The 20509-nt window shown below is 54.0% G+C and carries 19 protein-coding genes; 13 read left to right on the top strand and 6 right to left on the bottom strand.

Features of this window, described 5'->3' with window-relative positions:
- Positions 1–4: 4 nt before the first annotated feature.
- Together rsxA and metG are read right to left on the bottom strand one after the other, a co-directional pair.
- A complete protein-coding gene (gene rsxA, locus AADB16_RS13095; RefSeq protein WP_200204228.1) occupies positions 5–586 on the bottom strand; it encodes an electron transport complex subunit RsxA in 582 nt (193 codons plus the stop codon).
- 36 nt (positions 587–622) lie between these two features.
- Positions 623–2665, bottom strand: a complete 2043-nt coding sequence (gene metG, locus AADB16_RS13090; protein ID WP_410803896.1) for a methionine--tRNA ligase — start codon at positions 2663–2665, stop codon at positions 623–625.
- A gap of 140 nt (positions 2666–2805) precedes the next feature.
- Here metG and apbC point away from each other — a divergent pair, with 140 nt between their 5' ends.
- From apbC to AADB16_RS13070, 4 genes are all read left to right on the top strand, one after another.
- Positions 2806–3906, top strand: coding sequence for an iron-sulfur cluster carrier protein ApbC (gene apbC / locus AADB16_RS13085; RefSeq protein WP_410803894.1), 1101 nt, complete (start codon positions 2806–2808; stop codon positions 3904–3906).
- A 267-nt stretch (positions 3907–4173) separates the two neighbouring features.
- A complete protein-coding gene (gene dcd / locus AADB16_RS13080; protein WP_200204240.1) occupies positions 4174–4740 on the top strand; it encodes a dCTP deaminase in 567 nt (188 codons plus the stop codon).
- Positions 4737–5336 carry a YjaG family protein gene (locus AADB16_RS13075; protein WP_298446780.1) on the top strand — a complete coding sequence of 200 codons (600 nt, stop codon included), beginning with the start codon at positions 4737–4739 and terminating at the stop codon, positions 5334–5336. The genes dcd and AADB16_RS13075 overlap by 4 nt, the downstream gene beginning before the upstream one ends.
- 74 nt (positions 5337–5410) lie before the next feature.
- Positions 5411–6688, top strand: coding sequence for a valine--pyruvate transaminase (locus AADB16_RS13070; protein ID WP_309045841.1), 1278 nt, complete (start codon positions 5411–5413; stop codon positions 6686–6688).
- On the opposite strand, the gene AADB16_RS13065 is transcribed toward AADB16_RS13070, so the two are convergent.
- From AADB16_RS13065 to purM, 3 genes are all read right to left on the bottom strand, one after another.
- A complete protein-coding gene (locus tag AADB16_RS13065; RefSeq protein ID WP_309045840.1) occupies positions 6685–7437 on the bottom strand; it encodes a DUF3108 domain-containing protein in 753 nt (250 codons plus the stop codon). The genes AADB16_RS13070 and AADB16_RS13065 overlap by 4 nt on opposite strands.
- Before the next feature lie 84 nt (positions 7438–7521).
- Positions 7522–8184 carry a phosphoribosylglycinamide formyltransferase gene (purN, locus tag AADB16_RS13060; protein ID WP_410803891.1) on the bottom strand — a complete coding sequence of 221 codons (663 nt, stop codon included), beginning with the start codon at positions 8182–8184 and terminating at the stop codon, positions 7522–7524.
- On the bottom strand, positions 8181–9245 hold the full coding sequence (gene purM, locus AADB16_RS13055) for a phosphoribosylformylglycinamidine cyclo-ligase (protein ID WP_410803889.1): 1065 nt from the start codon (positions 9243–9245) through the stop codon (positions 8181–8183). The genes purN and purM overlap by 4 nt, the downstream gene beginning before the upstream one ends.
- A 216-nt stretch (positions 9246–9461) precedes the next feature.
- Here purM and AADB16_RS13050 point away from each other — a divergent pair, with 216 nt between their 5' ends.
- The 5 genes from AADB16_RS13050 to AADB16_RS13030 all read left to right on the top strand — a co-directional run bounded on the left by AADB16_RS13050 (position 9462) and on the right by AADB16_RS13030 (position 13289).
- A complete protein-coding gene (locus AADB16_RS13050; RefSeq protein ID WP_410803887.1) occupies positions 9462–10787 on the top strand; it encodes a DUF2066 domain-containing protein in 1326 nt (441 codons plus the stop codon).
- Between the two features lie 21 nt (positions 10788–10808).
- Positions 10809–11369 (top strand): CDP-alcohol phosphatidyltransferase family protein, encoded by a 561-nt coding sequence (locus tag AADB16_RS13045; RefSeq protein WP_410803885.1) that lies wholly within the window; start codon positions 10809–10811, stop codon positions 11367–11369.
- A complete protein-coding gene (gene hda / locus AADB16_RS13040; protein ID WP_309045835.1) occupies positions 11366–12064 on the top strand; it encodes a DnaA regulatory inactivator Hda in 699 nt (232 codons plus the stop codon). The genes AADB16_RS13045 and hda overlap by 4 nt, the downstream gene beginning before the upstream one ends.
- 82 nt (positions 12065–12146) lie before the next feature.
- Positions 12147–12944: a ParA family protein gene (locus AADB16_RS13035; RefSeq protein ID WP_309045834.1), complete on the top strand. Its 798-nt coding sequence runs from the start codon at positions 12147–12149 to the stop codon at positions 12942–12944.
- Between the two features lie 9 nt (positions 12945–12953).
- A complete protein-coding gene (locus AADB16_RS13030; protein WP_410803882.1) occupies positions 12954–13289 on the top strand; it encodes a YqcC family protein in 336 nt (111 codons plus the stop codon).
- A gap of 30 nt (positions 13290–13319) precedes the next feature.
- On the opposite strand, the gene nadC is transcribed toward AADB16_RS13030, so the two are convergent.
- The gene (gene nadC / locus AADB16_RS13025; RefSeq protein WP_309045832.1) at positions 13320–14159 is read right to left on the bottom strand and encodes a carboxylating nicotinate-nucleotide diphosphorylase; all 840 of its coding nucleotides are present in this window, start codon (positions 14157–14159) and stop codon (positions 13320–13322) included.
- A gap of 235 nt (positions 14160–14394) precedes the next feature.
- Here nadC and AADB16_RS13020 point away from each other — a divergent pair, with 235 nt between their 5' ends.
- The 4 genes from AADB16_RS13020 (at position 14395) to AADB16_RS13005 (ending at position 20443) form a co-directional block, all read left to right on the top strand.
- Complete coding sequence (locus tag AADB16_RS13020) at positions 14395–16698, top strand: DUF1631 domain-containing protein (protein ID WP_410803880.1); 2304 nt, start codon at positions 14395–14397, stop codon at positions 16696–16698.
- Positions 16699–16770: 72 nt separating this feature from the next.
- Positions 16771–17421 (top strand): 1,6-anhydro-N-acetylmuramyl-L-alanine amidase AmpD, encoded by a 651-nt coding sequence (ampD, locus tag AADB16_RS13015; protein WP_410803878.1) that lies wholly within the window; start codon positions 16771–16773, stop codon positions 17419–17421.
- The gene (gene ampE / locus AADB16_RS13010; RefSeq protein WP_410803876.1) at positions 17422–18309 is read left to right on the top strand and encodes a regulatory signaling modulator protein AmpE; all 888 of its coding nucleotides are present in this window, start codon (positions 17422–17424) and stop codon (positions 18307–18309) included.
- 103 nt (positions 18310–18412) lie between these two features.
- Positions 18413–20443: a methyl-accepting chemotaxis protein gene (locus tag AADB16_RS13005; RefSeq protein WP_410803874.1), complete on the top strand. Its 2031-nt coding sequence runs from the start codon at positions 18413–18415 to the stop codon at positions 20441–20443.
- The last annotated feature ends 66 nt before the right edge of the window (positions 20444–20509 follow it).

The following is a 20509-nucleotide window of genomic DNA, read 5'->3' as shown; positions in this document are numbered from 1 at the left end:
TCCGTTAAACGCTGACCAGGCCGGTAAAGCCCAGGAACGCCAGTGACATCAACCCTGCGGTAACCATGCCAATCGCGGCGCCCTGAAAAGACACCGGGACATCAGACACGGCAATGCGCTCGCGCATTGCGGCAAAGAGCACCAGTACCAGCGAAAAGCCGGCGGCGGCGCCAAAACCGTAGAGTACTGATTCAACGAAGTTGTTGTTTTTGTTCAGGTTAAGAAGCGCTACGCCGAGCACGGCGCAGTTGGTGGTAATCAGCGGCAGGAAAATACCCAGCACGCGGTAGAGCAGAGGGCTGGTTTTACGTACAACCATTTCGGTGAACTGAACCACCACGGCAATCACCAGAATGAAGGTGATGGTTTTCAGAAACACCAGATCCAGAGGTGCCAGCAGGTACGTGTAGGCAAGATAGCTGCATACCGATGACAGAGTCAGCACAAACGTGGTGGCCAAAGACATGCCCATGGCGGTCTCCAGCTTGCCTGAAACCCCCATGAAGGGGCACAGGCCAAGAAACTGCACCAGTACGAAGTTGTTCACCAGAATGGTGCTGACCAAGATCAGTAAATATTCTGTCATTGTTGCATCACCGGATCGCTCTGCCTCGACCTTTTCTTACATTACACGCATGCCGGGCGTGGCACCCGAATCAGGAGACAGGATAAAAATATCCTTGCCGCCCGGGCCTGCCGCCAGAACCATGCCTTCGGACATGCCAAACTTCATTTTCCGGGGTTTCAGGTTGGCAACCATTACGGTCAGGCGACCCTCCAGATCCCCAGGCTTGTAAGCAGACTTGATACCAGCAAACACGTTGCGCTCGCCTTGCCCCAGGTCAAGCGTCAGGCGAAGTAGCTTGTCTGCTCCTTCTACATGCTCGGCTTTGACTATTTTAACCACCCGCAGGTCTACCTTGGCGAAATCATCAAACTCGATTTCATCAGCAATAGCTTCGCTGGTGTCCTGCTTGTCTGCCTGAGCTGGTTTGCCGATGGCTGCAGGCATCTCTTCTTTCGACGCATCCAGCATCTTTTCGATCTGTGCCATGTCTACCCGGCTCATCAGAGGGCTGAACTTGTTGATGCTGTGGTTTTCCAGCCGCTCGCTGCGATTGTTCCAGTCCAGCTTCGCGTTGAGGAAGTCTTCCGAAGCCTTGGCCGTCTCTGGTAGCACAGGGGCGAGATAAGTCATTAACAGGTGGAACATGTTCAGGGCGTTGGTGCAGATGGCCTGCAGTTTTTCGTCCTGGCTTTCCTGCTTGGCTACGACCCATGGCTGCTCATCGTTAACATACTGGTTGGCAATGTCTGCCAGCTCCATGATGCGGCGCATGGCACGGCCAAACTCACGAGCCTCATAAAAGGCTTCCAGCTCTTCGCCCGCTTCAATAAATTTCTTCAGCTTGTCGTGCTCAGTTACTTGGCCAAGCTTGCCGTCGAAGCGTTTGGTAATGAAACCGGCACTGCGGCTGGCAATATTAACTACCTTGCCCACCAGGTCTGAATTCACTCGCGCAGCAAAGTCCTCGAGATTCAGGTCCATATCATCCACGCCGCCAGTCAACTTGGCTGCAAAGTAATAGCGCAGATACTCGGGGTTCAGGTGGTCCAGATAAGTGCGGGCCATAATGAACGTGCCCCGGGATTTGGACATCTTCTTGCCGTTAACGGTTACAAAACCGTGGGCCCAGACCGCTGTTGGCGTGCGGAAGCCCGCATCGTGTAGCATTGCCGGCCAGAAGAGGGCGTGGAAGTTGATAATATCCTTGCCGATAAAGTGATAAACCTCGGCAGTGGAATCCACCTTCCAGAAGTGTTCGAAATCCACGTCTTCCCGGTTGCAGAAGTTTTTGAAGCTTGCGAGGTAGCCAATAGGCGCATCCAGCCAAACATAGAAAAACTTGCCGGGGGCATCAGGGATTTCAAAGCCAAAGTAGGGGGCATCACGGCTGATGTCCCATTCTTGCAGGCCTGCATCAAGCCATTCAGCAAGCTTGTTGGCAACCTGAGGTTGCAGCGCGCCACTGCGGGTCCACTGAGTCAGGAACTCGGTGAATTCCGGCAACTTAAAGAAATAATGCTCGGAATCCTTCTCAATTGGTGTAGCGCCGGACACTGCAGAGCGTGGGTTGATCAATTCAGCAGGTGTGTAGGTTGCGCCGCAAGCTTCGCAGTTATCGCCATACTGATCGTCAGTTTTACACTTGGGGCATGTGCCCTTGATGAATCGATCCGCAAGAAACATGTTCTTCTCTGGGTCGAAGAACTGAGTGATGTTGCGAGTCGCGATCTTTCCGTTCTGTTGCAACTGGCGGTAGATGTACTCAGAGAAGTACCGGTTCTCCTCCGAATGGGTGGTGTAGTAGTTATCAAAGCGGATGTGAAACCCGGCGAAATCCTGTTGATGTTCCTCACGGATGCGGTCAATCAGCTGCTCGGGAGTGATGCCTTCCCGCTCGGCACGAAGCATAATGGCGGTGCCGTGAGCATCATCGGCGCAAACGTAGTAGCAAGTATGGCCTCGCATGTTCTGATAACGCACCCAGATATCGGTCTGAATGTATTCCAGCAGATGACCCAGGTGAATGGGGCCATTGGCGTAGGGCAGTGCGCTGGTAACCAGAATATCGCGCTGTTGCTTTGAACTCGCTTGCGTCATGGTGTGTCCGAACCTTTCATCAGAGTAAGGGTTGTATGGTCAGAAACGGGCACAGATGATACCTTTTGAACAGATAATTTTCACCCGAAACACCTGTTTTCATGCCGAAAACCCGCATGAACTTATTTACGGAGAGCCAGATGACACAGATTTCAGAGCAGGCCCTGCAAGCGGCCGTTCGTGAATACCGAGATCCCTACCTGGAAAAGGATCTTTACGAGTTGGGTGCCGTAAAGTCACTGGTAGTTGATGAAACGGGCAAGGTTACGGTGATGGTAGAGTTGCCATATCCGTCTAAAGGCATCGCAGGCGGCTTGAAACAGCTGGTTTCCAACGCATTGGAGAACGTTGATGGGGTTGAGGCTGCTGAAGTACATGTGGCTCAGAAAATCCATTCCTATAAGGTCCAGAAAGAACTCCCGTCCGTTCCCGGTGTAAAAAACATCGTAGCCGTAGCCTCTGGCAAAGGCGGCGTTGGTAAATCTACGACTGCGGTAAACCTTGCCCTGGCACTCCACGCCGAAGGCGCTCGGGTAGGTGTGCTCGACGCAGACATATACGGCCCCAGCATCGGCATGATGCTCGGTGTCCCTGAAGGCAAGCGCCCGGATGTGCGAGAAGAAAAGTACTTTGTGCCCATGGAAGCCCACGGCCTCCAAACCATGTCTATGGCCTTCGTAACCACCGACAAAACTCCCATGGTGTGGCGCGGCCCAATGGTCAGCGGTGCAGTGATGCAGTTGTTGCAGCAGACCCTGTGGGATGAGCTCGATTACCTGATCGTCGACATGCCCCCAGGCACTGGCGACATCCAGCTCACCCTGGCCCAGAAAGTTCCGGTTACCGGTGCAGTAATTGTCACCACCCCTCAGGACATTGCCTTGCTTGACGGCAAACGCGGCATAGAAATGTTCCGAAAGGTCGACATCCCGGTACTGGGTGTTGTGGAAAACATGAGCGTGCACATCTGCAGCAACTGCGGCCACGAAGAGCACCTCTTCGGCGAAGGTGGTGGTGGGCGCATTGCTGATGAATACGAAACGACCCTGCTGGGCCAATTGCCCTTGCACATGACCATTCGCGAACAAACCGACGGCGGTAAGCCCACGGTAGTTGCCGTACCTGAGTCCGAAGTGGCACTCCGATACCGCGACATTGCCCGCCGGGTTGGGGCTGAGCTTTCCACAAGGGAGCGAAACCTCAGCGGCGCTATCTCAAGTGTGTCCGTAAAATCGCATTAAGCGTCGACGCTTAATGCAGCGGATGTCACCAAGGCATGCTCGCGATCACAGGTACAACCGTCCAAAAATGTCGAAGGCCAAGGACGGCCGAAGACAAGCGCACATGGATGTGCTCGTAGCGGTTTTTGGACGGTTGTACCTGTGATCGCAGTCGCCGGGCAGTTCACCCCTGTAACCACCAAATCCCGGTAATTAAGGGCTTCGACAGAACCCAACCGAACAGGTAAACTACGCCCCAATTTTCCCAAGTAGAAACGAGATTTCGCCATGAGCATCAAAGCTGACAAGTGGATTCGCCGAATGGCTGAACAGCACCGCATGATCGAGCCCTTCGAAAGCGGCCAGGTTCGTGACGGTGAGCAAGGCAGGGTTATCTCCTACGGCACCTCAAGCTACGGCTACGACGTACGTTGCAGCAACGAATTTAAAATCTTCACCAACGTGCACTCAGTTACCGTCGACCCCAAAAACTTCGACGAAAAAAGCTTCGTAGACTTCACCGGCGACGTTTGCATCATCCCGCCGAACTCCTTTGCCCTTGCGCGCACCGTCGAATATTTTCGTATTCCCCGCAGCGTACTCACCATCTGCCTGGGTAAATCCACCTACGCGCGTTGCGGCATCATCGTAAACGTCACACCGCTGGAACCGGAGTGGGAAGGGCACGTAACCCTGGAGTTTTCCAACACCACCAACCTCCCGGCGAAAATCTACGCCAACGAAGGTGTGGCCCAGATGCTCTTCTTTGAATCTGACGAGATTTGCGAGACCAGCTACAAAGATCGGGGCGGAAAGTACTTTGGCCAGACTGGCGTAACACTGCCAAAAACATGAACGCCAACCAGTTTCTTAAAGCAGTAGCCCAATTGCAGGGATGGCGTGAATGCGCCTTCCTGCTGGCACTTGCCGAGCGCTCGTTTCCGAACTACGCGCTCTTTGCCGAAGCGGTTGACCTGAAAACCGGCGGCAAAATGCACCAGATACTCGATCTCGCCTGGGGCACGCTTCAGGAAGATGTAGCCGAATCCGCCATACCGCAACTGCTGGTAAAGCTCGAAGCCTTGTCTCCGGATGTGGGGGCTTATGACGCTTATGGTGTATACCCGGCGTTTGATTTCTGTCAGCTGCTAGAGCAAGCGTTACTGAATCGACTGAATCCGTCAAAACACCGTGCGACAGAAGCCTCGCAATTGGCAACGAGTACGGTAATGAGTTTCATTGAGCTGTCTGAAGGTGACGGGCTGGAAGAATATGAACTGGTTCGCCTGCTCGACTCACACCCCCTGATGAAAGAAGATAAAGCCTTTCAGCGCAACCTCGTGCTTGAGCTGAAACGCCAGCGCACCCCAGTAGAGCAATTTATTACCGAAGTTCGGGAAACTGCTGCCAACGACGGCGTCAGTAATCTTGGTATCTCGCCAGGAGACTGAATTCTTCCCAGTCTTGGAACAGGTTTTCGCCACTCCCGCTAAATGTTCAGTACCGACCCTATGGATGCAAACCCATGAAACTCTCCACTTTTGGCCGTAAGTTCACCGCCGACGCAGGCATCACCTCGCTGATGGATGATCTGGGTAACGCCATGGCGTCTGGCGACGACATGATCATGATGGGGGGTGGGAATCCGGGGCACATCCCTGAAATTCAGGCGCGAGTGCAGGAGATTTTGGCGGACATGAGCAAGAGCGAAAGCGACGTTCGCCGGTTGGTGGGAATATACGATCCCCCCCAGGGAGAAAAGCAGTTTATTGCCTCACTGGCAGACCTGCTAAGCCGTGAGTATGGCTGGGATCTGAAGCCGGAAAACATCGCCCTGACCAACGGCAGCCAGGCCGCTTTCTTCATGTTGTTTAACATGTTTGGTGGCGATTACGGCGAAGGTCAGCGAAAGCATATACTCCTGCCACTGGCGCCTGAGTACATAGGTTATGCTGATGCTGGTATTGAGCCGGGGTTATTTCACGCGGTGCAGCCCGATATTTCGTTCACCGATGCTCACGAATTCAAATATCGTGTGGACTTTGATGCGGTAGAAGTAACGGGAGAGACGGGTGCCATTTGTGTATCCCGACCAACCAACCCGACCGGCAACGTGGTGACCGACGAGGAGTTGGCCCGGTTAGAGGAGATGGCGCGTCAGCACAACATACCGCTGATTGTGGATGGGGCCTACGGCACACCTTTTCCAAGCCTGTTGTTTGTAGATGCCAAGCCCACCTGGAACGAACAGATTATCCTTTGTCTGAGTTTGTCCAAGCTTGGTTTGCCGGCTGCCCGCACCGGGATTGTGATTGCTTCAGCGCCCGTTATCAAAGCGCTATCTGGAATCAACGCGATCATGAACCTGGCAACGGGTAGCTTTGGTGCCATGCTGGCCGAGCCGCTGGTGCGTTCCGGAGAAATCCTCTCATTGAGCCGGGATGTCGTTTGTCCGTTTTATAAGCGAAAGATGGAGCGGGCGGTAGCCGCGTTTCGTGAGGCCATGGGCGAAGACAGTTGTCGCTGGTATGTGCACAAACCTGAGGGCGCCATGTTCCTGTGGCTGTGGTTCCCGGATTTGCCCATCACCAGTCTTGAGTTATACCAGCGGCTAAAAGCCCGGGGCGTTCTGGTGGTTTCAGGCCATTACTTCTTCCCGGGATTGCCGGAGGATGGCTGGAAACACCGTGATGAATGCTTGCGTGTGACCTATTCCCAGGACGACGAGCGGGTAGCGCAAGGGTTGCGGATTATCGCTGATGAGGTTAAGGCTGTTTGGGCTGAGGTGGGCCGGGAGGTTTAACCTCCCAAGTCCACATTTTTTAGTTTGAGTTCGTACTTGCTGCCGTCTGGTTCAACCTGAAGCAGACGCACCAGTACGAACTGGCTGGCCGGATCAAACCACATCAAGGTTTCGCGTTTGGAGTTTTCACGAACCTTCTCGGCTTTGAGCAGTGATGATTGGGCGCCATCTGAACTGCTTGCGTTGTCGTTCACAACGGCAAACCGCTCACTGTCAATTTTACCGCGATCCAGAACCTGATACTCCATCTCGCGCTTTCCGTTCAGAACATCCTGGTGCAGTTGCACCTGAAAGCCAAGAGGATCGAGAAGACCTTCCTGCAGCTCTACGTTGAATGATTTGCCCCTGTAATCTCCCGTGGCTACCCCGGCCTTCCAATCGAAATCGATAGATTGCGTTCTGTCTTTAATAAGGAAGCCAGACAGGCGATATCGATATCTGAGGGGAACAACCTTGCCATCCTCCCATTTAAGTATCAGAGACTCGTCCAGATCGGCAATAAAAGACTTTACCTCTGTGCGGTACAGCCAGACATCATTGCCCTGGGAGGTGAGGATGCGTTTGGCGCTGCCATTCAGGGAGACGCCCTTTTCCATGGATGCGCCATAACTGACCTCAAAAGGAAATAAATCCGGGGCTGGCTCCGCCTGTGCAGCGTTACTTAGCAGCAGTGCGAGCGCGCACAGGAAGCTGGCTGCGATGTTTCGGCCTGTTTTCAGGGAGGGTGCAATAACTAGAGCTGGAAACATGTCGTTGACCTCGAATCCTTCAAGTATGCTGAAAGTTTAGCGGGTCGGTGGGCATCGCGTGGTGACAGTCTGTTAAGGTGCGCCTCAGCTGTCGGAGAGACGCATGGGTTTTTCCATAACCTGGCCATCGAACAGCACGTAGTCGCTGCCCAGTTGTATTCGGCCTTCGCAGAACCAGCGCACCACGATCGGGTACAACAGGTGCTCTTTAAGCTGCACTTTTTCGGCAAGCGATTCACTTGTGTCATCTGGCATCACAGAGACCTCTGCTTGCGCAATCACCGGACCGCCATCCAGTTCTTCGGTTACGAAGTGAATTGAGACACCGTGAGTATTGTCACCAGCATCCAGCGCTCTTTGGTGTGTGTTCAGGCCGGTGTACTTTGGCAAAAGCGATGGGTGAATGTTCAGCAGTTTGCCGCGAAATGCCTGTACAAAGCTCGGGGTGAGGATGCGCATAAAGCCTGCAAGTACGATGACATCCGGGCTGTAGCGCAGAATGTGAGCGATTAGAGCAGCGTCGAACTCGTCTCGAGAACCAAATCCTTTATGATCAACGACAAAGGTTTCAATGTTGGCTTGGGCGGCGCGTTCAAGGGCAAACGCTTTGGGCTGGTTGCAGCCCAAAGCGATGACCTGGCCCGGGAAATCCCGTTCCCGGCTTGCGTCTACCAAGGCCTGGAAATTGGTCCCGCTGCCGGAAGCCAATACGAGGATTTTGGGCAGAGTAGGTTGGTCTGCGTTCATTCTGACAGCAGCCCCGGTGCATAGCGCACTACCGCGTCTTCTTCAGGGATCTCAGCGCGCTCAATAGCGCCCACCTGCCAGGCAGTCTCTCCGAGCGCCTTCAGGGTATCCAGAGCCAGCTCTTTCTGGTTATGTGGAATACAAACGATCATACCAATGCCGCAGTTAAAGGTGCGGTACATTTCTTCAATGGCAACACCACCCGCCTCTTTAAGCCATTGGAATACGGGAGGTAGCTCCCAACTTGTGGTATCGATAGCAGCAACCATACCTTTGGGTAGAACTCTGGGAATGTTTTCTGGTAAACCACCACCCGTGATGTGGGAGAGAGCGTTTACGTCCACCTGCTGAATGAGTTTCAGCACGTTTTTGACGTAGATCCGTGTGGGCTCCATCAGTGCATTTTCCAGAGTGGTATCGCCAATAGGCTGCTTAAGGTCGGCGTTGCTAACCTCAAGGATCTTGCGAATCAGTGAGTAACCATTGGAGTGGGGGCCTGAGGATGCCAGTGCCAGCAGCACGTCGCCTTCGCGCACATTACTGCCATCTATAATTTCGCTGCGCTCTGCTACGCCAACGCAGAAGCCGGCCAGGTCGTAGTCGTCGCCTTCATACATGCCCGGCATCTCAGCCGTTTCGCCACCTACCAACGCGCAACCAGATTGTTCGCAGCCTTCGCCAATACCAGCCACTACCTTCGCGGCTATGTCTATGTTCAGTTTTCCAGTGGCGTAGTAGTCCAGGAAAAACAAGGGCTCTGCGCCACCTACGATAAGATCGTTCACGCACATGGCGACCAGGTCAATACCAATGCTGTCATGCTTTTCGAGTTGCATGGCCAGTCTGAGCTTTGTGCCCACGCCATCGGTGCCGGACACCATGATGGGTTCTTTGTACCCTGGAGGGATAGCGACCATGGCACCAAACCCGCCAAGTCCTCCCAGAACCTCGGGGCGCCGGGTACGTGCGGCGGTTTCCTTGATACGGCTGACAAGTTCATTACCGGCGTCAATATCAACGCCCGCATCGCGGTAGGTCAGGGAAGGCTTCTGTTCGCTCATGGGAATCTTAACCAATTAGGCAAGTGGGTCAGGCCGCGGATTTTAACAGGTGCAGTGTGGGGGTCCAAGTGCAATTGCTGCGAGCGAGTGCAGATTTGACGAGTAACTGTGTGGTCCGGGGTGGGCGAGATTGCATTTCAGCAACCCGGGTCGGCTACTCAGGCTCCGGGCCATGGTGTATCCTATGCGCCATTCATGCGAACAGCAGGGTGTTTCATGCCAGTACCAAACAAGATCCGGGCTTTAAAGCCCTTACCAGCCCTTTGGCTTGCCATTTTTTGTGCCTTTCTGCTGGCAATATCTACCCCAGCAACGGCCGTTACAGTATCAGGGCTTTATACAGTAGAGGTTCCTGTGGCCGGCTCCGGCCCGGCTGCCCTAGCTCAGGGCTATGCAGATGGATTGGCTCGGGTTTTTGTACGGATTTCGGGTACCCGCGATGTGCTTGCGCTAGATGGTGCCGAAGCATTGATGGCGGATGCGGAGTCCTTGCTACTGTCCTACCAAGTGCTCCGTGGCGCAAATGGTGATAGCCGGCTGAATATGGCCTTTGGTGCGGTGGGCGTAAACCGTGCGCTGGCGTCGATTGATGCCCCTGTATGGGGTGCAAACCGGCCTTTGACTCTGGCGTGGGTCGCTGTTGAGGATCGCGGTGTTCGCAGGCTAGTGACGGGCTCCGGTGGAGATATGGCAAATAGCGGAGACTCCGGAATCTGGTCTTCCGCGTTTGCCCGAGCGGCTGAGGAGCGGGGGCTTCCCGTGACACTTCCACCGGCGGAATTCAGCGATAACAGAGAGTTGTTGTCGGACATTTGGGGGCAGTTCACCAGTCGTGTGCGCAGCGCCTCAGAGGGCGTTGAGCATGATGTGCTTGCCCTGGTTCGTGTTAGCCGCTCTGGCAGTCAGTGGCGTGCAGGCTGGGTGTTTGAAGGTGCAAAGCTCAACAGCAGTGAAGAGTCGGTCAGTGCCGATACGCGGGAAGCTTTGGCGGAGGCGCTGGTGAATCGTTGGGCAGAATTGTACGCCAGTCGTTACGCTGTTGCAGCCGGTGAGGTTGGAGACTTGCCACAGGTTGATATTGTACTGCGGGGTGTTACCTCAGTTACGGACTATGGCAAGGCTACTCAGGTTCTTGAGGGGCTAACACCAGTAGTAAGTGCAGGGGCTTCGCGAGTCAAGGGTGAGCAATTAACACTCAGGGTGGCATTTTCCGGTGAACTCGATCAACTCAGGGAATACATTGCTCTGGATTCAAGGTTCGTGCCTGTTGAGGGTGAACCTCAGGATATGCGGCAGTCTCGTTTGACGCCACCTGAAACCCCCGCAAAGCCAGCTCAGTCGCAAGCCGGGCAGAACAGCCCAGAGGCGGCTCAAGAAATAAAATCAGGCACAGAAGCGGGTTCTGCTGAGCAATCCATGTATACCTACCAGCCATCTCCTGTAGATGAAGAGGAGGCGGAACAGGCATTCGAATCGCTCTATCAGGTTCTCTATTACCGCTGGCAGCCCGTGCCGGTTATTGTGAATGATGGCGGGCAGTAAGCCGCAACCGGAGGCAACTCAGTGAACACATACGCCTGGCGCTGGATTCCCAATGCTTTGACGTTTGTGCGTATATTGCTGATTGCTCCTTTTGCCAGGGCGTTACTGGTGCATGAGTACCGCCTTGCTTTGCTTATCTTTGCTGTCGCGTCGTTGACAGATGGTCTTGATGGTTTCCTTGCACGGCATTTCAACTGGCGTTCGCGTTTTGGTGCTGTGGCCGACCCTTTGGCAGACAAGGCCCTATTAATCACAGCCTATCTGGTGTTGACATACACATCTGTACTGCCGTTGTGGTTGTTCGCACTGATACTCGGGCGGGATCTTCTGATTGTTGGTGGTGCACTGGCTTATCATTACCGAATCGGCCGCTTTGAAATGGAACCCAGTATGCCCGGAAAGTTGAATACCCTGGTTCAGGTTCTGGTAATTTTGGGCGTGATTATTGTTATGGCGGGTTTGCCGGTACAGCCCGTGTGGATGGATGTCGGAATCTGGCTGGTTGCAGCTTCTACTGTGTTTAGTGGAAGCCATTACGCAGTTGTCTGGGGTGCACGGGCGTGGAGGGCCAGTCAGTCGTGAGCGCATCGCAACTGGTTCTTGGTGTCCGGCTTCGGGACGATGCACGTTTCGATAATTTTCACGGGGATCGCAACCGGGAAGCTGCGCAGCGGCTGGCATCGGTGTTCAGTCAGCCTGAAGGACTGCCGGTGGTGGTGGTGTGCGGCGATTCTGACACCGGTAAAAGCCACCTGTTACAGGCAGCCTGCCACCACGGAGAGGCCGATGGAAAAACAGCCGTGTGTATCAGTATTGCCGAACTGGAGCCTTTCGGGCCAGAAGCGCTTGCGGGGCTGGACACCATGGATGTTGTCGCGCTTGATGATCTGGACCGGATAGCCGGTAAAGCAGACTGGGAAGAGGCGGTTTTTCACCTTTATAACCGCCTGCACGACGGTGGGCGTATGCTCGTTGTCAGTCTCTCTGAGGTCCCTGCCTCCTTGCCCTTTGTATTGCCAGATCTGGTCTCTCGGTTGCATCACGGTGTTACGGTGCAGCTTGGGATTTACCGTGATGATGACCGGTTAAGAATACTCATGGCCCGTGCAGAACAGCGCGGGCTAACAATGACGGACGACGTTGCAGGCTTTATTATGCGCCGTGCTCCACGGCGTCTCGGAGAATTGTTGAGCATTCTTGATACCCTCGATGAAAATTCCCTGCAAGCACAGCGACGTCTCACTATTCCGTTCGTGAAAACGGTCATGCAGTGGTGAGTCAAAGGCTCAGGCATAACCAAACACAAAAACAGCAATCAAACGATAAGACGCTGAGTAGAGCGCCAGATGGAGAAATGACATGAGACGGGTAGTATTCAACCAAAAAGGTGGAGTCGGAAAATCCAGTATTACCTGCAACCTGGCAGCGATCAGCGCGGCACGAGGCAAGCGCACGCTGGTTGTTGATCTGGACCCCCAAGGTAACTCAACGCATTATCTCTTAGGCAAACCTGCGAGCGAGCTCAAAGATACGGTTGCAGACATGCTGGAACAAACGGTGGCCTTCAAGGTATTCAACCGGCGTCCGGAGGAATTTGTTCACGCGTCGCCGTTCCGAAACCTTTATGTGTTGCCCTCCAGCCCGGAGTTGGATTTTCTTGAGCGCAAGCTGGAAGCGAAGCATAAGATTTACAAGCTGCGGGAAGCCCTCAAAAAGCTGGGTGAGTCCTTCGACGAAATCTACATCGACACGGCACCGGCTCTGAACTTCTACACCCGTTCGGCACTTATCGCGGCTCAGCGCTGCCTGATTCCATTCGATTGTGATGATTTTTCTCGTCAGGCGCTATACAACATTCTCAATGAAATTAGAGATCTGCAGGAAGATCATAACGAAGAGCTGGTGGTGGAAGGTATTGTCGCCAACCAGTTCCAGCCCAGGGCCAGCCTGCCCAAGAAGCTGGTAAAAGAGCTGATCGAAGAAGGATTGCCAGTGCTGCCCGTACGCTTGTCAGCGTCTGTAAAAATGAAAGAGTCTCACCAGTGTCGGCAGCCGCTTATTCACATGGCTCCAAAGCACGCCCTCACAAAGCAGTTTGAAGATCTGTATCGCGTATTGAGTGGCGAGACCGTAGAGCTGGAACCTTTGGCGGATTGAGGAGGGGTTATGGCCGGCACCGGTGACGTGACAGGGCAGGTGGCAGATTGCCTTCTTGGAATTGAAATAGAGCTGCGCAAACTTGACATGTGGGCGGTTGAACGCCCGCCAGCAGAGGCATTCGACAGCACTGAGCCCTTCTGCATCGACACACTGGCACTTACACAGTGGATTCAATTTGTATTTCTTGAGCGCATGAAGTTCATAGTTGAAAACGGCCACCCTCTGCCCAGGGTGTCTGGCATTGCGCCCATGGCAGAAGAGTACTTTCGTGGCCTTCCTGAATCAGGGCAGGGGTTGATACAGGAGCTTGAAGCAGTTGATCAGCTACTTTCAGGTAGCTGATCACTGTGCTTGCATGCTGAGCTGCCCGGTTCAGTCCAGGCGCATGGATAGGTCAGTTGCTTTGACGTCTTTGGTCAGCGCGCCAATGGAAATATAGTCGACACCGGTCTCTGCAATAGGAACCAATGTGTCTGTATTGATGCCTCCCGAAGCTTCCAGTTTTGCCCGCCCTCCGGTCATGGCGACGGCTGTGCGCAGATCTTCCATGGAAAACTCATCCAACATGATGATGTCAGCGCCCGCGTTGAGTGCCTGCTCCAACTCGGTCAGATTCTCAGTTTCCACTTCTACGGGTTTGCCTGGGGCGATTCTGTGGGCTGCCTCAATGGCGGCAGCAATGGAACCGCAGGCGGAAATGTGGTTTTCTTTGATCAGAAATGCATCCCAAAGCCCCAAGCGGTGATTGTGGCAGCCGCCGCAGGTTACCGCGTATTTCTGGGCAAGTCGCAACCCGGGCAGTGTCTTCCGGGTATCCAGAAGGCGAACACCGGTATGCGCCACACGCTCAGCGTAGCCTGCACAGTTTGTTGCAACCCCTGAAAGCGTTTGCAGCCAGTTCAATGCGGCCCTCTCAGCAGTTAAAAGGCTCCGGGCAGTGCCCTTCATTCGGAACAGAACCTGGTTGGGCGAGGCGGGTTCACCATCCTTGATTAGCCACTCCAGAGTGACCGAGCTGTCCACCTGACGGAACACTTCATTCACCCATTCGCGCCCTGCGATGTGGGCCCGCTCCCGGGTAATAACATGACCTGTAGCCTGCTTCTCCAGTGGGATAAGTTGAGCTGTAATATCGCCATCGCCGATATCTTCTCGCAGGCTCGCTGCGACGGATTCAATTCGTGACTGGCGTAGGCGTTCGGTGAAATTCATGGTGATACATCCGCTTGTGTCTGGGGCCAAAGTGTTCTGAACGAGTTAAGGAGCACGATTCTATAGACCGCTAGCGGTTTCGCCAAATTCTGCCAAGATTGTGATCTGGGTCCGCTCTACACAAAAGGTGACAATTTCTGACACAAGGTGACGCAACTAACTCGTATGATATGTAATCCGAGTAGTTTCTTAGCGATGCTCAGGCGTTTCACGCACCTTGGCTGAGGGGTAATCAATGAAGCAGGAAAACAAGGTTGTCAATTTTTCCGGGCAGAAATCGTTTTCACGGTTTGATCTGCCGCCGGCCCTTGTTCGTCTGCGTGATTCGTCTGGCCAGTCTTTGAAAGGTGTGCTCGAACGTTTTTTCGAGCGTGCTGACGACTCCTTGTTCGAGCTTGCGGATCGCGCCGGCTCCAACATGGATCAGACAGTCTATTTTGATGCTATGCGCGAATTGCGGCTGCGCCGCAAAGCCATGGTCGTTTCAATGCTGCAGTACGTTAGCCAGGCTTTTAACGATATTGGCAAGTTCCGGCCCCGACAGGCCGCAGGTGCGCTTGATGAAGTTGATCGCGATTCCCTGAGTCTGCTGGAGCATTCAGACCTGGAGCAGCAGGTAGCGATTGATAACCTGATCAATAAGCTGCGAAATCAATATCAGGCCCCTATCCAGCTTTTGTCTTTGCGGGTGAACCATCTGGTGAAGGGGGTGGATCTCTCCGGCAGTCAGATGCCTCTCAGTCCCGAGGTGATCTGTGGCGGTATCGCAGAAGCTTGTGCTGATCTGGATATCGATATACGTGCAAAACTTGTTGTTCTTAAACTGTTTGACCGTTTGCTGGCGGATACGCTCGGTGATTTCTATCAGGAAGCCAACCGCACGCTGGTTTCAGAAGGTGTTCTTCCGGATGTAAAGCGTCCACCAGCCCGTTCCGCCGGTGCCAGGTCTGCGACCTCCGCCCCGGTGCCGCCAAGCTCAAGGCAGCAAGGTGCGAGTGAAGGGTCGGGTGAGGTCGATGGTGGCCAGTATTACAGTCATGACCAGATCCAGGGCGGTGCTTCCTATGCAACGTTTTCCGAATTGAGCGCGCTCCTGCATCAAAGAGGTGCATCCCAGGCCATGTTAGAGCCGGACAAGGCTGATGAAGCCTACCTGGATACTGATGGGTTGTTGGCTCGTCTCAGCGAGGCACAGACATCGTTCGCGCAGTGGGAAGGCGGTGATGTAGCTTCTCTCGATCAGAGGCTTCAGCCTGTTCTCAGGGCGGCTAGTGGCGAGAAAGCGAACATTGGGCAGGTAGACAATGATGTCATAAACCTGGTCTCCATGTTGTTTGACTTTATTCTGGAAGATCGGCAATTGCACCCGGTTATGAAGGCGCTCATAGGGCGCTTGCAGATACCCGTTCTCAAGGTTGCCCTGAGCGACAAAAACTTTTTTAACCGTGGTGGGCACCCGGTACGAAAATTATTGAACGAACTGGCGCTATCTGCCATTGGTTGGAGTGAGAAGCGAGCAGGCCAGCGCGATCCGCTGCACGAAAAGATCGAAACGGTGGTGGACCGGGTGTTGAGTGAATTCACCAACAATGTTTCACTTTTTGATGAGCTCTTGAAGGATTTTTGCCACTTCACGGACCTTGATCGCCGCCGTCGGGAACTGGTTGAGCAACGCTTGCGCGATGCGGAGGAAGGTCGGGCGCGGCAGGAGCAGGCGTCGAAGGTTGCTGAAACACTGATTCAGCAGCATACGGCTGGCAGGGATATTCCTGAGCCTGTGCTCGAAATGCTCACAGAAGCATGGGCAAAGTACCTGCAGTGGGTGGTATTGCGGGAGGGGGAAGACAGTGAGCGCTGGGCAGACGCAAAAGAGCTGACTGGCCACCTTGTGTGGAGTGTGGATCCTCAGCCTGTAGAGAGCTCCACCCGAAGCGACTTGCTTCGCGCAATCCCGGCTATTGTGGATGATTTCCGCAGGGCGCTTCAGGAAATTTCCTGGGATCCGTTTGCAACAGATACCGCGGTAAGAGATCTCGAACTGGCGCACGTGGACGTGTTTCAGCGTTTGGCAACGGCCCCGTCGCGGCCAGTAGCGGCGGTGGAAGATGAAGAACCACTGATTGAAACGTTTGTAGTGCCAGAGACCGAAGCTACACCGCCGGACACCGGAACGAAGGCTGAGGCGAATATACAGCAGCAACCTGAAGTGGTGGAGTCACTAGTCGAAGCGTCCCCTGAGTCGGTTGGGGAAGATATTCCGGAACGGTGGCTGATCAGGGCAGACGGCCTTCGCGTTGGCGCCTGGGTTGAGCTTACCCGCGAGGAAACCAGGCTTCGTTGCAAGCTGGCTGCCGTTATCAGAGCCACCGGCAAGTACATTTTCGTTAACCGCAGCGGTGCCAAAGTGGCGGAGTATCATCGCCAGGAGTTGGCAGCCGCAATGGCCGCTGGCTCGGTATGCATGCTTGACGATGGGCTTATCTTCGACAGAGCACTGGAATCCATCATCGACAATCTGCGCAACACTCGCAAAGATTGATCCGTGGTAACAGGTGTTACTTTGTGATTCAATCAGATCACAGTGTAATGCTCTGATAATAATGGATTCATCTTGCCCCATTCAGCCTCCGATCATGTTAGTAGGGCCAATTACGGCGAAAACATAGAGGCGCTTCGCCAAACGGGGCGCCTTGAAGGCGCTCGCTGGTGTCCTTCGCCGAATTACGGCCCTCGCCCGGAAAGCGCGACCATAAACCTTCTGGTGGTGCACAGTATCAGTTTGCCGCCCGGCGAGTTTGGTGGCCCCTACATTGAAGACTTCTTCACCAATAGCCTGAATCCGGAGTTGCATCCTTACTTCGCAACCATTGCGCAGATGCGCGTGTCGGCCCACGTACTGATTCGCAGGGATGGCAGCCTGGTTCAGTTTGTCAGCCTGCTTGAAAGGGCTTGGCATGCGGGCCGATCCAGTTTTCAGGGTGTAGAAGAGTGCAACGACTTCTCTATTGGAGTTGAGCTTGAAGGTGCAGACGATGTTCCTTACACGCTCAAGCAATATCGGGCGCTGGCAGAGCTCTCGGTAGTTATTTGTTCTGCCTGGCCGGATATCACCGGCAACCGTATTACTGGCCACAGTGATATTGCACCTGGTCGCAAAACGGACCCTGGGCCGGCATTTGATTGGCAACACTTTCGGACGTCTCTACAGGCAGCTCAAACTGGAAAGAGCAGTGCCGAACAGCCACCTGAAGGAGCGGTTTAGATGATTCTGGTGGTATTTCTCATTGCGTATCTGGTTCGGAGACGGCTTGATAGCCTGAATGCGATTTCCGGGGACGAGCTTTGGCGGCGTTGGTTTCGCCAAGGTGCTGTTGTTAAAGCGGGTCGTGAATCAGAGCTTGTGACTGGTCTTGTTCTGATCACTGTACCTGCGCTGCTGGCGGCTTTGAGCATTTATGCTTTTGAGCTACATGGTTGGCGGCTTGCTGCCTATCCGCTGGAAACTCTAGTGCTTGTGCTGATGATGGGCTCGCCGGGCTGGCGGCAAGCGCTTGAGCCCTACGCGGAAGCTTGGCGTAAGGGTGACATGCAAGCTGCATGGCATCTTATACAGGAGCGCCTGCCTGCCAACGAGCGTGGTGCTGCGGTATCACCTGAGATCATGCACCTTGCCTTGTGCAAAGCGTTGATGCTGGCCGTATTTCAGCGGTTCTTCCTTGTGGCTTTCTGGTATGTAGTGGGCGGCATTGGCTTGGCCATTTTTGTACGTGGGCTTGTGGCTCTGTCAGAACAGTGGCCACAGGCAGCGGCGAGACCGCGGTACATGAAAGTATGTGAATGGTTTAACTGGATACCGGTGAGGTTGCTTTCAATAACCTTTGGGATTGCCGGTGACTTGTCGGGCTGGTTGAGTGAATCCAGAGCTGCGATGGCGGGTATTACGAAAAAGACGTCAGAGATCCTCATGATTTCCGCGAATGGGTCGTTAACCGGGTATGCACTTGATCCAGCCCGCTTTTCCCGGATTCATGCGGACGAATGGTCCAGTTTTGGCGGTCGCAGTTTGAGTGCGGTAAGAGACTTGCTCAGCCGGAGCATGCTGGTGTGGATTTGTGCGCTTGCGTTACTGGTGATTGCAGGGGTTGTTTGAACCTTAGTTTGGTAATAAATAGTTACTCAAGTTTTTTCGAATTTGGGCGATAATAAAAACAGAACATGCATTCATTTGTTTGCGTCTCAAAGAGAGGGTCGATGTGAAGCAACTCATTAATCCCGCAGTAGCACTGATGAACCGGCTGCCGATGCTGTATAAGTTCAGCCTTATCAGTATTTTGTTCCTCTTACCGATTGGTGGGTTGTCCTGGCTTGTCATGACGGAACTCAACCGCTCAGTTGCAACCACAACACGGGGCGTTGAGGGTCTTGAACAGCTCCGCCAGATTGACCGACTTGTAGACGCAGCTATTGATTATCGGGACTACCGCGCACCCGGAGTCGCCAAGGATGAAGGCAGTCTAAAGGCTCTCTCCGACCAAACTGCCACCGAAATAAATTCCATTCTTGATGCCCTGACTGCAGAGCCACGTTCCTTTGATACGTCTGGAGCCTGGGCTGAGCAAGTGGAGGCGCTCAAAGCAGAGTGGCAGAGCGTTCGTGGGGATGATAACTATCAGACCAACTTCGACCCTCAGTTCAAATATTTTCAGGAGTTTGTTCAGAAAGCGTTGGCCTTGATTCCTGCGACTATAGAGACGTCGGGGTTGGGCCAGGGTGCCTCAAGGGAAAACCTGCTTATTCTCGGCCTTATCCGTGAAACCCTTCCCGATGCACGAAGCGAACTGGGTCGGGCGCGCTCCTATGGTTTGTTCGCGCTTGTTGATGGCCAGTTAGGTTACGCCCTTAGCGAAAACCTGAATGAAATCTACGATGCTTTGACTAACCGTAGTTCCTTGCTTTCGCCAGCCTTGACCCTCGCGGCAGATGCGTCTCCAACCCTTACGGCTTTGGCGGGAACAGCATTGAATCGCGTTGATAAGAGTCTTTTGAACGCCCGTGAATTGCTTGAGGTGAATGTCATTGCGCCAATGCGGCTGGAGATGGCTTGGGCGGAATACGATTCCCGGATTTCTGCAGAGTTGGAAGGTTATGTTGAGCTGAAAGATGCTGCGTTTGATGTGGTGGCCGCCAACTTGGGAGCCAGGCTGGAGCAGGAGGTGAGTCAGCGCCGTCTCATTGTAGTGGCACTGATTGTTGTGCTGCTGTTTGTTGTGTACCTCTATGTCGGCTTCTTTATGTCTGTCCGTACTGCGATAAACCGCTTCAGCGAAGCGGCTCGCAAGGTTGCTGCTGGTGATATGACGACCCGGATTTCGCTGGATAATCGCGATGAACTTGGCGAGTTGACCGGTGAGTTCAACAATATGACGGATCGCATAGCTGAACTGATTCGCTCTGTTGGCCAAACAACGCACGAGGTCGATCAGCAGGCTGCGCGCGTGAAGGATACAGCGGCCGCCAACAGTGAAGCGGTAGCCCGGCAGATGGCCGAGAGCGGTCAGATCAATGAAGCCATGAGCCAGATGGTAGAGGCGGTGAGTGAAGTCACTGAAAGCGCCCACCGGGTTGCTGACAGCGCTACCGCCGCAGAGCAAGATACGGAAACCGGCCGCGGCGTTGTTTCCGATACCGTTGCAACCATCAATCGCCTGGCAACGGAGATTTCCAGTGCGGTGGATGTGATCAACCGGGTAAGCGAGGACAGCAATAACATCAGTCAGGTTTTGGTGGAAATCAAAGCCATTGCTGAGCAGACCAACCTATTGGCCTTGAACGCTGCCATCGAAGCAGCACGTGCCGGCGAGCAAGGGCGTGGGTTTGCGGTGGTTGCAGATGAGGTTCGCTCTCTGTCCCAGCGCACGCATAAGTCCACTGAAGAGATTGAAGGCATGATTTCACGGCTTCAAAGTGGCGTAAAAGATGCCGTAGCGGCCATGACCAATAGCCGTGATGTTACTCAGACAACCGTTCAGAAGTCGGGAGAGGTTACTGAGGCGCTAAGCAGAATTGCCAAGGGTATTTCGGTGATTGTGGACATGAGCCACCAGATTGCCCAGGCTGCTGAAGAACAGTCTGCGGTTTCCAAAGATGTGAACTCCAGTGTTGCCCACATTGGCGAGCTGGGTGCATCGACTGCCGCGAACGCTGAAGAAACTCTGGCTTCTTCCCAGGAGATGTCTGATTTGACGGCGTCTTTGCAGAGGCTTGTTGAGGCGTTTAAGGTTTGAGTTCTTTAGACGGCCAAGTGGGGCGCTGAGACTCCGGAAACACGCTGTGAATACGTCCGTGTACGC

The sequence above is a fragment of the Marinobacter sp. KMM 10035 genome, assembly GCF_046537445.1.
In the GTDB taxonomy this organism is placed as follows: domain Bacteria; phylum Pseudomonadota; class Gammaproteobacteria; order Pseudomonadales; family Oleiphilaceae; genus Marinobacter; species Marinobacter sediminicola.
This window is presented reverse-complemented; position numbering and strand designations above follow the sequence as displayed.

Coding starts and splice junctions, on each gene's coding strand:
- AADB16_RS13070 (WP_309045841.1), top strand. CDS start 5,411: ATGAAACTCTCCACTTTTGGCCGTAAGTTCACCGCCGACGCAGGCATC.
- apbC (WP_410803894.1), top strand. CDS start 2,806: ATGACACAGATTTCAGAGCAGGCCCTGCAAGCGGCCGTTCGTGAATAC.
- rsxA (WP_200204228.1), bottom strand. CDS start 586: ATGACAGAATATTTACTGATCTTGGTCAGCACCATTCTGGTGAACAAC.
- AADB16_RS13020 (WP_410803880.1), top strand. CDS start 14,395: ATGAAGCAGGAAAACAAGGTTGTCAATTTTTCCGGGCAGAAATCGTTT.
- purM (WP_410803889.1), bottom strand. CDS start 9,245: ATGAGCGAACAGAAGCCTTCCCTGACCTACCGCGATGCGGGCGTTGAT.
- AADB16_RS13075 (WP_298446780.1), top strand. CDS start 4,737: ATGAACGCCAACCAGTTTCTTAAAGCAGTAGCCCAATTGCAGGGATGG.
- AADB16_RS13065 (WP_309045840.1), bottom strand. CDS start 7,437: ATGTTTCCAGCTCTAGTTATTGCACCCTCCCTGAAAACAGGCCGAAAC.
- ampE (WP_410803876.1), top strand. CDS start 17,422: ATGATTCTGGTGGTATTTCTCATTGCGTATCTGGTTCGGAGACGGCTT.
- AADB16_RS13035 (WP_309045834.1), top strand. CDS start 12,147: ATGAGACGGGTAGTATTCAACCAAAAAGGTGGAGTCGGAAAATCCAGT.
- dcd (WP_200204240.1), top strand. CDS start 4,174: ATGAGCATCAAAGCTGACAAGTGGATTCGCCGAATGGCTGAACAGCAC.
- metG (WP_410803896.1), bottom strand. CDS start 2,665: ATGACGCAAGCGAGTTCAAAGCAACAGCGCGATATTCTGGTTACCAGC.
- nadC (WP_309045832.1), bottom strand. CDS start 14,159: ATGAATTTCACCGAACGCCTACGCCAGTCACGAATTGAATCCGTCGCA.
- purN (WP_410803891.1), bottom strand. CDS start 8,184: ATGAACGCAGACCAACCTACTCTGCCCAAAATCCTCGTATTGGCTTCC.
- AADB16_RS13050 (WP_410803887.1), top strand. CDS start 9,462: ATGCCAGTACCAAACAAGATCCGGGCTTTAAAGCCCTTACCAGCCCTT.
- AADB16_RS13030 (WP_410803882.1), top strand. CDS start 12,954: ATGGCCGGCACCGGTGACGTGACAGGGCAGGTGGCAGATTGCCTTCTT.